At 62.0% G+C, this 15,341-nt stretch carries 10 protein-coding genes, 4 tRNA genes and 1 other RNA gene; all 15 read left to right on the top strand.

All coding sequences use genetic code 11. The annotated features are described in order from the left end of the window. Window positions 1–6 precede the first annotated feature (6 nt). A tRNA-Tyr gene (locus tag D5125_00980) sits at window positions 7–91 on the top strand. 14 nt (window positions 92–105) lie between these two features. Beyond that, a non-coding RNA gene (locus tag D5125_00975) (RtT sRNA) lies at window positions 106–238 on the top strand. A 275-nt stretch (window positions 239–513) separates the two neighbouring features. Next, window positions 514–587, top strand: a tRNA-Gly gene (locus tag D5125_00970). Window positions 588–624: 37 nt separating this feature from the next. After that, window positions 625–700: transfer RNA gene (locus D5125_00965), tRNA-Thr, on the top strand. Window positions 701–765: 65 nt separating this feature from the next. Then, window positions 766–1,956, top strand: a complete 1,191-nt coding sequence (tuf, locus tag D5125_00960) for an elongation factor Tu (protein QFY88161.1) — start codon at window positions 766–768, stop codon at window positions 1,954–1,956. A gap of 169 nt (window positions 1,957–2,125) precedes the next feature. Next, window positions 2,126–2,201: transfer RNA gene (locus tag D5125_00955), tRNA-Trp, on the top strand. A gap of 21 nt (window positions 2,202–2,222) precedes the next feature. Next, window positions 2,223–2,591, top strand: coding sequence for a preprotein translocase subunit SecE (gene secE, locus D5125_00950; protein QFY91021.2), 369 nt, complete (start codon window positions 2,223–2,225; stop codon window positions 2,589–2,591). 11 nt (window positions 2,592–2,602) lie between these two features. Further along, entirely contained in the window at window positions 2,603–3,136 is a 534-nt protein-coding gene (gene nusG / locus D5125_00945) for a transcription termination/antitermination protein NusG (GenBank protein QFY88160.1), read from the top strand. A 175-nt stretch (window positions 3,137–3,311) separates the two neighbouring features. Beyond that, complete coding sequence (gene rplK / locus D5125_00940; GenBank protein QFY88159.1) at window positions 3,312–3,746, top strand: 50S ribosomal protein L11; 435 nt, start codon at window positions 3,312–3,314, stop codon at window positions 3,744–3,746. After that, complete coding sequence (gene rplA / locus D5125_00935; protein QFY88158.1) at window positions 3,746–4,441, top strand: 50S ribosomal protein L1; 696 nt, start codon at window positions 3,746–3,748, stop codon at window positions 4,439–4,441. The genes rplK and rplA overlap by 1 nt, the downstream gene beginning before the upstream one ends. Window positions 4,442–4,724: 283 nt before the next feature. Further along, on the top strand, window positions 4,725–5,252 hold the full coding sequence (rplJ, locus tag D5125_00930) for a 50S ribosomal protein L10 (GenBank protein ID QFY88157.1): 528 nt from the start codon (window positions 4,725–4,727) through the stop codon (window positions 5,250–5,252). 55 nt (window positions 5,253–5,307) lie between these two features. Continuing rightward, the gene (gene rplL / locus D5125_00925) at window positions 5,308–5,685 is read left to right on the top strand and encodes a 50S ribosomal protein L7/L12 (GenBank protein QFY88156.1); all 378 of its coding nucleotides are present in this window, start codon (window positions 5,308–5,310) and stop codon (window positions 5,683–5,685) included. Window positions 5,686–5,877: 192 nt separating this feature from the next. Continuing rightward, a complete protein-coding gene (gene rpoB / locus D5125_00920; GenBank protein ID QFY88155.1) occupies window positions 5,878–9,951 on the top strand; it encodes a DNA-directed RNA polymerase subunit beta in 4,074 nt (1,357 codons plus the stop codon). A 97-nt stretch (window positions 9,952–10,048) separates the two neighbouring features. Beyond that, complete coding sequence (rpoC, locus tag D5125_00915) at window positions 10,049–14,269, top strand: DNA-directed RNA polymerase subunit beta' (protein QFY88154.1); 4,221 nt, start codon at window positions 10,049–10,051, stop codon at window positions 14,267–14,269. A gap of 191 nt (window positions 14,270–14,460) precedes the next feature. Continuing rightward, the gene (locus D5125_00910; protein QFY88153.1) at window positions 14,461–15,171 is read left to right on the top strand and encodes an HAD family hydrolase; all 711 of its coding nucleotides are present in this window, start codon (window positions 14,461–14,463) and stop codon (window positions 15,169–15,171) included. The last annotated feature ends 170 nt before the right edge of the window (window positions 15,172–15,341 follow it).

Here is a 15,341-nt window from a genome sequence, read left to right as displayed (position 1 = left end):
CTTCGCGGAGGGGTTCCCGAGCGGTCAAAGGGAACAGACTGTAAATCTGTCGGCTCAGCCTTCGGAGGTTCGAATCCTCCCCCCTCCACCAATTGGCAAACCTCCTGATGAGTTGAACGGGGGAGGATTTGAACCGGTGGAGGTTCGACAAAATCGCCAGGAGCGATTTTGAACGCGCGCAGCGCGGCCCGAAGGGCGGAGGGCATGGAAGCCCGGAGTAATCCTCCCCCCTCCACCAATTGGCAAACCTCCTGATGAGTTGAGCGGGGGGAGGATTTGAACCGGTGGAGGTTCGACAAAATCGCCAGCGACCGCAGGGACGCAGGAGGTAGAGCAACGCAGGAGCAGTTGCCGAGAGCGATTTTGAACGCGCGCAGCGCGGCCCGAAGGGCGGAGGGCATGGAGGCCCGGAGTAATCCTCCCCCCTCCACCAAAATGGCAAGCCACTTCCTCAGTCATGGGGAGGTTGGTAAAGATTTCAGTGGGTCCAGCTAAGGCTCCCCGGAAAGCAATGCGGGTGTAGTTCAATGGTAGAACTTCAGCCTTCCAAGCTGAATACGTGGGTTCGATTCCCATCACCCGCTCCAGGCATCCGGTCTGGCAGACCCAGGCCAACACCATTTTGCCCAGATAGCTCAGTTGGTAGAGCACACCCTTGGTAAGGGTGAGGTCGGCAGTTCAAATCTGCTTCTGGGCTCCAGTATCACGCTCGGCGTACCGGGCAATTTTTACCTCAGTGCAATTTATCTTCCGGGAGATAGGGTAATGTCCAAAGAAAAGTTTGAACGTAAGAAACCGCACGTAAACGTCGGCACCATAGGTCACGTTGACCACGGCAAGACCACCTTGACCGCGGCCATCACTACCCATCAGGCGAGCAAGTTCGGTGGCGAATCACGCGCCTACGACCAGATCGACAACGCCCCGGAAGAACGTGAGCGTGGCATCACCATCGCCACCGCCCACGTCGAATACGAATCCGACATGCGCCACTACGCCCATGTGGACTGCCCCGGACACGCCGACTACGTGAAAAACATGATCACCGGCGCGGCGCAGATGGACGGCGCCATCCTGGTGGTCTCCGCCGCCGACGGCCCCATGCCGCAGACCCGCGAGCACATCCTGCTGTCGCGTCAGGTGGGCGTGCCCTACATCATCGTCTATATGAACAAGGCCGACATGGTCGATGATGAAGAACTGCTGGAGCTGGTGGAAATGGAGATCCGCGAACTGCTCGACAGCTACGACTTCCCCGGAGACGACACCCCGATCGTGGTCGGATCCGCGCTCAAGGCCCTGGAGGGCGATGACAGCGACATCGGCACCAAATCCATCGACAAGCTGGTCGAGGCCCTGGACAGTTACATCCCCGAGCCCGAGCGGGCCATCGACGGTGCCTTCCTGATGCCCATCGAAGACGTCTTCTCCATCTCCGGGCGTGGCACCGTGGTCACCGGCCGGGTGGAGCGCGGCGTGGTCAAGGTGGGTGAAGAAATCGAAATCGTCGGCATCCGCGACACCCAGAAGACCACCTGTACCGGGGTGGAAATGTTCCGCAAGCTGCTCGACCAGGGCGAGGCCGGAGACAACGTCGGCGTGCTGCTGCGCGGCACCAAGCGCGAAGACGTCGAGCGTGGTCAGGTGCTGTGCAAGCCCGGCACGATCAAGCCGCACACCCACTTCGAGGCCGAGGTCTATGTGCTGAGCAAGGAAGAAGGCGGTCGTCACACCCCGTTCTTCAACGGCTATCGTCCGCAGTTCTACTTCCGCACCACCGATGTCACCGGTGCCTGCGACCTGCCGGAAGGGGTGGAGATGGTCATGCCCGGCGACAACGTCAAGATGACGGTCAAGCTGATCAACCCCATCGCCATGGAAGAGGGCCTGCGCTTCGCCATCCGCGAAGGCGGCCGCACCGTGGGTGCCGGTGTGGTATCCAAGATCATCGAGTGATATAATCCCCCGTTTGCTGGCAGCAGGCGCGGCCATGCTCAATGGCCGCGCCTTTTCTGTCCCGCTCGGGGGCGGTCAGGGTACCCGCTTTGGTTCGGGTGCCAGGGCCGTTTCATCCCGGGCAGGAAATGCCGCAAGGCCCCAAGCGGCCACATCGTCCAGGTAATCTAGGCCAATAGCTCAATTGGTAGAGCAGCGGTCTCCAAAACCGCAGGTTGGGGGTTCGAGTCCCTCTTGGCCTGCCATATCTCGGGTATAGGATCACAATGAACGCAGAAGCTGAAGCGACGGCATCCACCTTGGATACGGTCAAGCTGGGGGTGTCCCTGCTGATTCTGATCGCCGGCATTGGTGGTTTTTACCAGTTTGAACAAGAGTCTCTGCTGCTGCGGGTGATCGGCCTGCTGCTGGTGGCCGCCCTTGCCGTGTTCATTGCCCTGCAGAGCAAGCCGGGCAAGTCGGTCTGGTCCTTTGCCGTTGAATCCCGCACCGAAGTACGCAAGGTGGTATGGCCCTCACGCCAAGAGACCATGCAGACGACCCTGATCGTCTTTGTCATGGTGCTCCTGTTGGGCATATTCCTCTGGTTGGTGGATATGCTGCTGGCCTACATTCTGAAAGTCATAACGGGCTGAGGGAAGATTCGATGTCCAAACGCTGGTATGTGGTGCACGCCTTTTCGGGGTTCGAGAATCAGGTCAAGCGCTCGCTGATGGAGCGTATCTCCCGCTCCGCCATGGATGACCTGTTTGGCGACATCCTGGTACCCACTGAAGAGGTGGTGGAGATGCGCGGCGGCCAGCAACGGCGCAGTGAGCGCAAGTTCTTCCCCGGTTACGTCCTGGTGCAGATGGAGATGAACGACGAGACCTGGCACCTGGTCAAGGACGTGCCCCGGGTGATGGGCTTCATCGGCGGTACCGGCGACCGCCCCGCGCCCATCACCGACCGCGAGGCCGAGGCCATATTGCAGCGGGTGCAGGAGGGCGTGGAGAAGCCCAGGCCCAAGGTGCTGTTCGAACCCGGCGAGGTGGTGCGGGTGATCGATGGCCCCTTCAACGACTTCAATGGCGTGGTCGAGGACGTGGATTACGACAAGAGCCGCCTCAAGGTCTCGGTCTCCATCTTTGGCCGCTCCACCCCGGTGGATCTGGAATTCAGCCAGGTGGAAAAGGCCTGATTGGGCATAACATACCGCCTCTCGTCCTCCTCCTGACGGGCATGGAGCGGCAGTTCCACCCCTATATGAACCGGTAAAGACCGGCCAGGCAGGCCCGGTAATCAGGTGCAGGGAATTTAGCGTTTACAACACCCTGGGGAGGCGCGAGCCGTTTGTACCCGCAAGTGAGGCAATCATGGCAAAGAAAATCGAGGCTTACATCAAGCTTCAGGTCAAGGCCCAAGAGGCCAACCCCAGTCCGCCGGTCGGCCCTGCCCTGGGCCAGAAAGGCGTCAACATCATGGAGTTCTGCAAGGCGTTCAACGCCCAGACCCAGCATCTGGAAAAGGGTCTGCCGATCCCCGTGGTGATCTCGGTCTATAGCGACCGCAGCTTTACCTTCATCATGAAGACGCCACCGGCCTCGGTCCTGCTGAAAAAGGCGGCTGGCATCAAGAGCGGCTCCGGCGTACCCAACAAGGACAAGGTCGGCACCGTGAGCCGCGCCCAACTGGAAGAGATCGCCAGCACCAAGATGCCCGATCTGTCCGCCGCCGATATGGAGGCAGCGGTGCGCACCATCGCCGGTAGCGCGCGCAGCATGGGTCTGGATGTAGAGGGGGCAGAATAATGGCCAAGATGAGCAAGCGGGCGAAGCTGATTCGCGAAAAGGTTGAGGCAGGCAAGGCCTATGCGGCAGAAGAGGCCTTTGCCCTGCTGAAGGAGTTGAGCGCGGTCAAGTTTGCCGAGAGCGTGGATGTATCGGTCAACCTCGGCGTTGACCCGCGTAAGTCCGATCAGGTGGTGCGTGGTGCCACCGTGCTGCCTCACGGCACCGGCAAGAGCGTGCGCGTAGCGGTGTTCACCCAGGGCCCCAACGTCGATGCCGCCAAGGCCGCCGGTGCCGATATCGTCGGCATGGACGACCTGGCCGAGCAGGTCAAGGCCGGCCAGTTGGACTTTGACGTGGTCATCGCCTCGCCCGATGCCATGCGCGTGGTCGGCCAGCTGGGCCAGATCCTCGGCCCGCGTGGCCTGATGCCCAACCCCAAGGTGGGCACGGTCACCCCCAATGTGGCCGAAGCGGTACAAAACGCCAAGGCCGGTCAGGTGCGTTATCGCACCGACAAGGCAGGGATCATCCATGCCCCGATCGGCAAGGTGGAGTTCGATCCGGCCAAGCTGAAGGAGAACCTGGAGGCCCTGGTGGCCGATCTGAAAAAGCTCAAGCCGAGTGCCGCCAAGGGGATCTATGTGCAGCGCATCACCGTCTCCAGCACCATGGGGCCGGGGCTGTCGCTGGATCAGACCTCACTGAATATCTGACCTTGCCTGAAACCCAGGCCCAGTCAGTGGGCCTGCGGCCAGGGGAGGGTGGCAGTTTTTTTGACCGAGGGCCAGGCGCTGGCCTTCGGCCGATCTTTGGGAAACCGGTCGTCCGCGGCCGGTGACGTCAAAGACCGCAGGTGCGGGGCCAAGGCCCTGCTTAATCGCCTGCGCAGACGGTGCTCTTGAATCAGAACGCTCTGATGACGGACCCGTAATCATGAGCCGGACCCGTCCGGTTTAACGGGGTTTATCCCCACCGTGATCAGGAGGTAACGCATATATGGCGCTTAATCTTGCAGAAAAGCAGGCCATTGTTGCTGAAGTCGCGGAAGTGGCAGCCAAAGCCTATTCGGCCGTTGCGGCGGAGTATCGAGGCCTGACCGTGGCACAGATGGACAAATTGCGCGTGCAAGCACGCGAAAACAATGTCTATCTGCGCGTGGTCAAGAACACCTTGGTACAGCGCGCGGTCGAGGGTACGGACTTCGAATGCATGAGAGAGGGTTTGACCGGTCCATTGGTCATGGCCTTCTCGATGGAAGATCCGGGCTCGGCGGCGCGCATCATCAAGGACTTTGTCAAAGAGAACAAGTTGATGGAGGTCAAGATGATCTCCATCAGTGGCAAGCTCCTGGCACCGTCCGAACTGGATACCCTGGCGCAGATGCCGACCTATGATCAGGCCATCAGCCTGCTCATGGCGGTAATGAAGGCACCAGTGGAGAAGTTGACGCGCACCATCAACGAGGTTCCGGGCAAGTTGGTTCGAACCGTGGCCGCCATTCGCGATGCAAAACAGGCAGCATAGATCGGCCTGGCCGATCATTAACTCATTCATTATTTAACGATTCAGGAGTACATACATGTCAGTTTCTAAAGACGACATTCTGGAAGCCATTGCCAACATGACCGTGATGGACGTGGTTGAGCTGATCTCTGCCATGGAAGAGAAGTTTGGCGTATCCGCCGCCGCCGCCGTTGCCGCAGCCCCTGCAGCCGCTGGTGCTGGCGAGGCCGCCGCTGAGGAACAGACCGAGTTCGACGTGGTTCTGGCCAGCTTTGGCGAGAACAAGGTCGGCGTGATCAAGGCCGTGCGTGCCATCACCGGTCTGGGTCTGAAGGAGGCCAAGGAGGCCGTGGAAGGTGCCCCCACCACCCTCAAGGAAGCTGTCTCCAAGGACGAGGCCGCAGACCTGAAAAAGCAGCTCGAAGAGGCCGGCGCTACCGTCGAAGTCAAGTAAGACGGCTTGCAGTCTGACTGCTTCAAACGGCTGAAACTGGCCGGTAGCCCAGGCTACCGGCCTTTTCCCGCTGGCGGAATCTGACCCCGCACTGAATTTGATTCGACCTGCCCGGCCGCCGCCGTGGCGGGTCGGAACCCGCTCTACCGGTACCGGCAACGGTCGGCCCGATTCATCGAGGAATGGATAAAGATGGCGTATTCCTTTACTGAGAAAAAACGAATCCGCAAGGACTTCGGCAAGCGTCCGAGCATTCTCGACGTCCCCTTCCTGTTGGCGACACAGATTGATTCCTACCGTGATTTTCTGCAGGTGGGCGGCAAGGCCGCCGCTCGCGCCAATACCGGTTTGCAGTCCGCGTTCACCTCAGTCTTTCCTATCGTCAGCCATTCCGGCTACGCCGCACTCGAATACGTCGATTATCGCCTGGGCGAACCGGCCTTCGACGTGCGTGAATGCCAGATGCGCGGTGCCACCTACTCGGCCCCCCTGCGCGTGGTGCTGCGCCTGGTGATCTACGACAAGGAGGCCGCCGCCGGCACCAAGGTCAAGGACATCAAGGAGCAGGAGGTCTATATGGGCGAGCTGCCCCTGATGACCGACAACGGTACCTTTGTCATCAACGGCACCGAGCGGGTTATCGTCTCCCAGCTGCACCGCTCGCCCGGCGTCTTCTTCGACCACGACAAGGGCAAGACCCACTCCTCCGGCAAGCTGTTGTTCTCCGCCCGGGTGATCCCCTACCGTGGCTCCTGGCTGGACTTTGAATTCGACCCCAAGGACAACGTCTTCTGCCGTATCGACCGGCGCCGCAAGCTGCCGGCCACGGTGCTGCTGCGCGCCCTGGGCTATGAGTCCGAGGATATCCTTGGCCTGTTCTTCGAGACCGACCACATCAAGCTGGGCAAGAAGAAGCTGACCCTGGAGCTGGTGCCCGAGCGTCTGCGCGGTGAGACCACCAATATCGACATCATCGTCGATGGCAAGGTGCTGGTAGAGACCGGTCGCCGCATCACCCAGCGTCACATCCGCGAGATGGAGCAGCAGGGCGTGACCCGGCTCGACGTGCCGCAGGAGTTCCTGGTGGGCAAGACCCTGGCACACAGCGTGATCGACAAGGAGACCGGCGAGGTACTGGCCAACCCCAACGACGAGATCAACCCGGACCTGCTGGAGCAGTTCATTGAAAAGGGCGTGAAGGAGATCCGCACCCTGTTCACCAATGACCTTGACCACGGCCCCTACATCTCCACCACCATGCAGATCGACACCACCAGCAGCGAGCTGGAGGCGCAGGTGGAGATCTATCGCATGATGCGCCCCGGCGAGCCGCCCACCAAGGAGGCGGCACAGAACCTGTTTGCCAACCTGTTCTTCACCTCCGACCGTTACGATCTGTCCGAGGTGGGGCGGATGAAGTTCAACCGCCGCCTGGGTCGGGAAGAGACCGAGGGCGAGGGCGTGCTGTCCAAGGAGGACATCGTCGATGTGCTGCGTGAGCTGATCAATATCCGCAACGGCAACGGCACCGTGGATGACATCGACCACCTGGGCAACCGCCGCATCCGCTCCGTGGGTGAAATGGCGGAAAACCAGTTCCGCGTCGGTCTGGTGCGGGTTGAGCGCGCGGTCAAGGAGCGTCTGTCCCTGGCCGAGTCCGAGGGCCTGATGCCGCAGGAGCTGATCAACGCCAAGCCGGTGTCTGCCGCCATCAAGGAATTTTTCGGCTCCAGCCAGCTGAGCCAGTTCATGGACCAGAACAACCCCCTGTCGGAGATCACCCACAAGCGCCGCGTTTCCGCCCTGGGGCCGGGGGGGCTGGCCCGTGAGCGGGCCGGCTTCGAGGTGCGCGACGTACACCCCACCCACTATGGCCGGGTCTGCCCCATCGAGACCCCGGAAGGTCCCAATATCGGCCTGATCAACTCCCTGGCGGTCTATGCCCGCACCAACCGCCACGGCTTCCTGGAGACCCCCTACCGGGTGGTCAAGGAATGCCAGGTCACCGACGAGATCCACTATCTGTCGGCAATCGAAGAGGGCCGCTTTGTCATCGCCCAGGCCAACGCCACGGTGGATGACGGCGGTATCCTGACCGATGGCCTGGTACCGGCCCGGCACCAGAGCGAGACCGGCCTGTTCACCCCGGACCGCATCGAGTACATGGATGTGTCGCCCAAGCAGATCGTTTCGGTTGCTGCTTCGCTGATCCCCTTCCTGGAGCACGACGACGCCAACCGCGCCCTCATGGGTTCCAACATGCAGCGGCAGGCGGTGCCCACCCTGCGTGCCGAGAAGCCCCTGGTGGGCACCGGCATGGAGCGCGTGGTGGCCATAGACTCCGGCGTTACCGTGGTGGCCCGGCGTGGCGGCCTGGTGGATTCGGTGGACGCGGCGCGTATCGTGGTGCGGGTCAATGACGATGAGACCGTGCCCGGCGAGCCCGGCGTGGACATCTACAACCTGACCAAATACACCCGCTCCAACCAGAACACCTGCATCAACCAGCGCCCGCTGGTGCTGGTGGGTGATCGTATCCAGCGCGGCGATGTCATGGCCGATGGCCCCTCCACCGACATGGGCGAGCTGGCCCTGGGGCAGAACCTGCGGGTCGCCTTCATGCCCTGGAACGGCTACAACTTCGAGGATTCCATCCTCATCTCCGAGCGCGTGGTGCAGGAGGACCGCTTCACCACGGTGCATATCGAAGAGCTCACCTGCATGGCCCGCGATACCAAGCTGGGGCCGGAGGAGATCACCGGCGATATCCCCAATGTCGGCGAGGCCGCTCTGGCCAAGCTGGACGAGTCTGGCATCGTCTATGTCGGTGCCGAGGTGCGCGAGGGCGATATCCTCGTCGGCAAGGTCACCCCCAAGGGCGAGACCCAGCTGACCCCGGAGGAAAAGCTGCTGCGCGCCATCTTCGGCGAAAAGGCCTCGGACGTGAAGGATACCTCCCTGCGCGTCGGCTCCGGCATGGCCGGCACCGTCATCGATGTGCAGGTATTCACCCGCGACGGGGTAGAGAAGGATCCCCGCGCCACCAGCATCGAAAACTACGAGATGGCCCTGGTGAAGAAGGATCTGGACGACCAGCTGCGCATCACCGAGGACGACACCTTTGCCCGCATCGAAAAGATGCTCCTGGGTCAGGTGGCCGATGGCGGTCCCAAGCGGCTCAAGGCCGGTAGCAAGATCAGCGCCGACTACCTGGAAGGCATCGAGCGCGATAAGTGGCTGGAGGTGCGGGTACGCGATGAAGAGGTGGCCAAGCAGCTGGAACTGGTGGCGGAGCAGATCAAGCAGCAGCGCGAGGAATTCCGCCAGAAGCTGGAGGAGAAGCGGCGCAAGCTGACCACAGGCGATGATCTGGCCCCAGGCGTACTCAAGATGGTCAAGGTGTTCGTCGCGGTGAAGCGACGCATCCAGCCCGGCGACAAGATGGCCGGCCGCCACGGCAACAAGGGCGTTATCTCCAAGATCGTACCGGTGGAAGACATGCCGTTCGACAAGAACGGCGAGCCGGTTGACATCGTCCTCAACCCCCTGGGCGTGCCCTCGCGCATGAACATAGGTCAGGTGCTGGAGACCCACCTGGGGATGGCCGCCAAGGGCCTGGGCATCAAGCTGGGCAACATGTTGCAGGCCAAGGCCAAGGCGGCGGAACTGCGCGGCTTCCTGGATCAGATCTACAACCGCAGCGGCAAACCGGAGCAGCTCGATAGCCTCAACGACGAGGAGATCGTCGAGCTGGCCGCCAACCTGCGCGGCGGCGTACCCATGGCCACGCCGGTGTTCGATGGCTGCTCAGAGGAGGAACTCAAGGCCATGCTGCGCCTGGCAGACCTGCCGGAAAGCGGTCAGTTCACCCTCTATGACGGGCGTACCGGCGAGGCCTTCGAGCGCACCGTGACCGTCGGCTACATGTACATGATCAAGCTCAACCACCTGGTGGATGACAAGATGCACGCCCGCTCCACCGGTCCCTACAGCCTGGTCACCCAGCAGCCGCTGGGGGGTAAGGCCCAGTTCGGCGGCCAGCGCTTCGGCGAGATGGAGGTCTGGGCCCTGGAGGCCTATGGTGCCGCCTATACCCTGCAGGAGATGCTCACGGTGAAGTCGGACGACGTCAACGGCCGTACCCGCATGTACAAGAACATCGTCGATGGCGACCACCGCATGGAGGCCGGCATGCCCGAGTCCTTCAACGTGCTGGTCAAGGAGATCCGCTCTCTGGCCATCAACGTGGAACTGGAACAAGACTAAAGAAAGTTAGAAGTGTGAAGTGAGAAGTTTGAAGTAGGCCCTGTACGGGTGCACTTCAAATCCTGCTCCTCAACTTTCCTATCAAGGGGAAACGACTTTGAAAGATTTGCTAAAAATCCTGAAGCAGCAGGGACAGGCCGACGAGTTCGAGGGGATTCGCATCGGTCTGGCCTCGCCCGACATGATACGTTCCTGGTCCTTTGGCGAGGTCAAAAAGCCAGAAACGATCAACTACCGCACCTTCAAGCCGGAGCGGGACGGCCTGTTCTGCGCCAAGATCTTCGGCCCGGTGAACGACTACGAGTGCCTGTGCGGCAAATACAAGCGCCTCAAGCACCGTGGCGTGGTGTGCGAAAAGTGCGGCGTCGAGGTCACCCTGGCCAAGGTACGCCGTGAGCGCATGGGGCATATCGACCTGGCCTGTCCGGTGGCGCACATCTGGTTCCTCAAGTCTTTGCCCTCGCGCATCGGCCTGCTGCTGGACATGACCCTGCGGGATATCGAGCGGGTGCTCTATTTTGAATCCTTCGTGGTGGTCGATCCCGGCATGACCACCCTGGAGCGCGGGCAGTTGCTCACCGACGATCAGTACCTGGAGGCGCTGGAAGAGAATGGCGATGAATTCGTGGCCAAGATGGGTGCCGAGGCGGTCTATGAACTGCTCAAGGACCTGGACCTGCCGCGTGAGACCGAGCGCCTGCGCGAGGAGATCCAGGGCACCAACTCCGAGACCAAGATCAAGAAGTTCAGCAAGCGTCTGAAGCTGATCGAGGCCCTGCTGGAATCCGACAACCGTCCCGAGTGGATGGTGATGACGGTGCTGCCGGTATTGCCGCCGGAACTGCGCCCGCTGGTGCCCCTGGATGGCGGCCGCTTCGCCACCTCGGACCTGAACGACCTCTATCGCCGGGTGATCAACCGCAACAACCGTCTGCGCCGTCTGCTCGACCTGAATGCCCCGGACATCATAGTGCGCAACGAAAAGCGAATGTTGCAGGAGTCGGTGGATGCCCTGCTGGATAACGGTCGTCGTGGTCGCGCCATCACCGGCACCAACAAGCGGCCGCTGAAGTCCCTGGCCGACATGATCAAGGGCAAGCAGGGCCGCTTCCGTCAGAACCTGCTGGGCAAGCGCGTGGATTACTCCGGCCGCTCGGTCATAGTGGTCGGCCCCACCCTCAAGCTGCACCAGTGCGGTATCCCGAAAAAGATGGCGCTGGAGCTGTTCAAGCCCTTCATCTTCTCCAAGCTGCAACTGCGCGGCCTGGCCACCACCATCAAGGCGGCGAAGAAGATGGTGGAGCGCGGCGAGGGCGTGGTCTGGGACATCCTCGAAGAGGTCATCCGCGAACACCCGATCATGCTCAACCGCGCCCCCACCCTGCACCGTCTCGGCATCCAGGCGTTCGAGCCGGTGCTGGTAGAGGGCAAGGCGATCAACCTGCATCCGCTGGTCTGTACCGCCTTTAACGCCGACTTCGACGGCGACCAGATGGCGGTGCATGTGCCCCTGTCGCTGGAGGCCCAGCTCGAGGCCCGCGCCCTGATGATGGCCTCCAACAACATCCTCTCGCCGGCCAATGGCGAGCCGATTATAGTCCCCTCCCAGGACGTGGTGCTCGGCCTCTACTTCATGACCAGGGAAAAGGTCAACGCCAAGGGCGAGGGCATGGCCTTCTCCAGCATCACCGAGGCCCGTCGCGCCTATGAATCAGGCGCAGCCGAGCTGAATGCACGGGTCAAGGTGCGGGTGCGCGAGGTAGTGGTTGACGAGGAAGGCAAGCGCAGCACCGGCTATCCGGTGAAGGACACCATCCTGGGCCGCGCCCTGCTGTTCGAGATCGTGCCCGAGGGCCTGCCCTTCGATCTGGTCGATCAGGCCATGGGCAAGAAGCCCATCTCGCGCCTGCTCAACGCCTGTTACCGCCGCCTGGGCCTGAAGGATACCGTGGTCTTCGCCGACCAGGTGATGTACATGGGCTTCCGCCTGGCCACCCGCGCCGGCGTCTCTATCTGCGCCGACGACATGGTGGTGCCGGAGGAGAAGGGTGCCATCCTGGCCAAGGCCGAGGACGAGGTGAAGGAGATCGAATCCCAATACGCCCAGGGCCTGGTGACCAATGGCGAACGCTACAACAAGGTGGTGGATATCTGGTCGCACACCAATGACCTGGTGGCCAAGGCGATGATGGCCAAGCTGGGCAAGCAGCGCCTGACCAACAGCGCCGGCGAGACCGTGGAACAGGACTCGTTCAATTCCATTTATATGATGGCCGATTCCGGTGCCCGTGGCTCCGCCGCCCAGATCCGTCAGCTGGCCGGTATGCGGGGCCTGATGGCCAAGCCGGACGGCTCCATCATCGAGACACCGATCACCGCCAACTTCCGTGAGGGGCTGGACGTTCTGCAATACTTCATCTCCACCCACGGCGCGCGCAAGGGTCTGGCCGATACCGCCCTGAAGACCGCCAACTCCGGTTACCTGACCCGCCGTCTGGTGGACGTGGCGCAGGATCTGGTGGTGCAGGAGGTGGATTGCGGCACCGAGGAAGGCCTGCTGATGACACCCATCATCGAGGGCGGCGACGTGGTCGAGGCCCTGCGCGAGCGCATCCTGGGCCGCGTGGTGGCCAGTGACATCCTCCTGCCGGGCAGCGATGACGAGGTGCTCTGCGAGGCCGGCACCCTGCTCGACGAGGCCTGGGTGGAACGCCTGGACGAGGCCGGGGTGGACCATGTCTGGGTGCGTTCGGCGATCACCTGTCAGTCCAAGGTGGGCGTCTGTTCCATGTGCTATGGCCGCGACCTGGCCCGTGGCCACAGGGTCAACATCGGCGAGGCGGTGGGCGTCATCGCCGCCCAGTCCATCGGCGAGCCCGGCACCCAGCTGACCATGCGTACCTTCCACATCGGCGGGGCCGCCTCGCGTGCCGCGGCGGTGAACAATATCCAGGTCAAGTCCACCGGCAAGGTACGCCTGCACAACATCAAGACGGTGGTACACGGCAGCGGCAACCTGGTGGCGGTATCCCGCTCCGGTGAGTTGACCGTGCAGGATGAGGTAGGGCGTGAGCGCGAGCGCTACAAACTGCCCTACGGTGCCGTGCTGCAGGTGGCCGATGGTGGCGAGGTCGAGGCCGGCCAGATCGTCGCCAACTGGGACCCCCACACCCACCCTGTGGTCACCGAGGTGGCGGGCAAGGTCTCCTTCGTCGATTTCATCGAAGGGGTGACGGTACAGAGCCAGACCGACGAGGTCACCGGCCTGTCCTCCCTGGTGGTGATGGACCCCAAGCAGCGGCCCTCCTCGGGCAAGGACATGCGTCCCCTGGTCAAGCTGCTGGATGCCGATGGCAAGGATCTGAACATCGCCGGTACCGATATTCCGGCCCACTACTTCCTGCCCAGCGGGGCCATCGTCAGCATGACCGACGGTGCCGAGGTGGGTGTTGGCGACGTGGTGGCGCGTATCCCGCAGGAGTCCTCCAAGACCCGCGATATCACCGGCGGTCTGCCGCGCGTGGCGGATCTGTTCGAGGCGCGCAAGCCGAAGGATCCGGCCATCCTCGCCGAGCGTACAGGTACGGTCAGCTTCGGCAAGGACACCAAGGGCAAGCAGCGGCTGATCATCACCGATGCCGAGGGCGACACCCACGAGGAGCTGATCCCCAAGTGGCGCAACGTCAACGTGTTCGAGGGCGAGCAGGTGGAGAAGGGCGAGGTTATCGCCGATGGTGAACTCAACCCGCACGACATCCTGCGCCTGAAGGGCATCACCGACCTGGCCGAATACCTGGTCAAGGAGATCCAGGACGTCTATCGCCTGCAAGGGGTAAAGATCAACGACAAGCACATCGAGGTGATCCTGCGCCAGATGGTGCGCAAGGTGGAGATCACAGGCTCTGGCGAGACCCGCCTGCTGCGTGGCGATCAGATGGAGAAGGCCAGGGTGATCGAGGTCAACAACAAGGCGCGCAGCGAAAACAAGCTGGAGGCCCAGTACGAGCCCATGCTGTTGGGTATCACCAAGGCCTCCCTGGCGACCGAGTCCTTCATCTCGGCGGCCTCTTTCCAGGAGACCACACGGGTACTCACCGAGGCGGCCACCCGTGGCAGCCGCGACGACCTGGTGGGGCTGAAGGAAAACGTCATCGTCGGCCGCCTGATCCCGGCCGGCACCGGTCACGCCTACCACACCGAACGGCGCCGTATGCGCCAGGAGATGGTGGTGGAGGAACACAGCGAGCGCAAGGTCGAGCTGGTGGCCGAGGAGATCGAAGAGGCCCTCAAGCAGGAACTCAGTACCACGGATATGTGATTCAGAGGACAAGGAACGGAGGACAGAAGACGGAGGACAGAACCTTGTGTCGCTACGCGACAGATAGATAAAACTGGCGCGCAGCGCCTCAGCACTCTGTCCTCTGTCCTCTGTCTTCAGGCAGACGCACAACGGTAACACTTGGACCGGATAATCCTGCCCGTTGATTCCCGAGGCTGTCCTCCAACCCCATGTTCAGTCCCCACCGTTTGCTTGTTCTGGATGCCGATGGCACCACCATCGATGCCTTCAGCGCCCTGGGCAAGACCTTTCGCCTGCACGACATGGATCTGGGCGATCTGGAGCGTTTTCAGAAGCGCCGTAACCTGTTCAAATACCTGGGCGGGCTGAAGGAGTTCCCCAGCAACCTGCGCCGACAGCTGGGCAAGCAGAAACGCAAGGCGCTGATCAACACCCTAACCCAGATCTACCGCGAGGAGGCCAGCCTCTACCCCGGCATGGCCGATCTCATCCTGGCGCTCAAGGCTCGCCCGGAGATCCGCCTGGGCCTGGTCACGCGCAACATCACCAACCAGCCCAAGCAGACCCTGAGGCAGCTGTTTCTGCGCCACGGGGTGGACCTGGAACAGCTGGATTTCTTTATCCACGTCCCCCTGAGTGAGGAGAAGACCGCCCATCTTGCCCGCCTGCGTGAACGCTTTGCCGTCAACCCGGCGCTGGCCTTTGCCTGTGGCGATGAGCGCAAGGACTACCAGGCGGCCCTGCAAAACGGCTTTCACCCCTTCATGGTCAGCTACGGTTTTGAGGACCACGACCGCCTGGTGGGCAAGATCGGCGTGCCCGAGGCGCTCATCTCCCGCACCCCGGAACAGCTGCGCCAGCGGGTGTTGCACGCCCTTGCCGCCGAACCCGCCAGCCAAGCCGTGGGGGAGGGGCAATAGAGGCGGCAAGAATAATCGACGACTGCCACAACAACGCCATCTGCCTGTAACAGCTTTGTACTAGGCTCTGCCTGTTTGCATTGGGAAAGGGGGCCTGCGGGGTTGCCCTGAATCCTGTTCAAGTCCCCTATCCCAGTTCCGTTCTCTCACGGCAACGCCAAAAGGCAGAA

It is taken from the genome of gamma proteobacterium SS-5 (assembly GCA_009497875.2).
Lineage (GTDB): Bacteria > Pseudomonadota > Gammaproteobacteria > Chromatiales > Chromatiaceae > Magnetovirga > Magnetovirga frankeli.
This window is presented reverse-complemented; position numbering and strand designations above follow the sequence as displayed.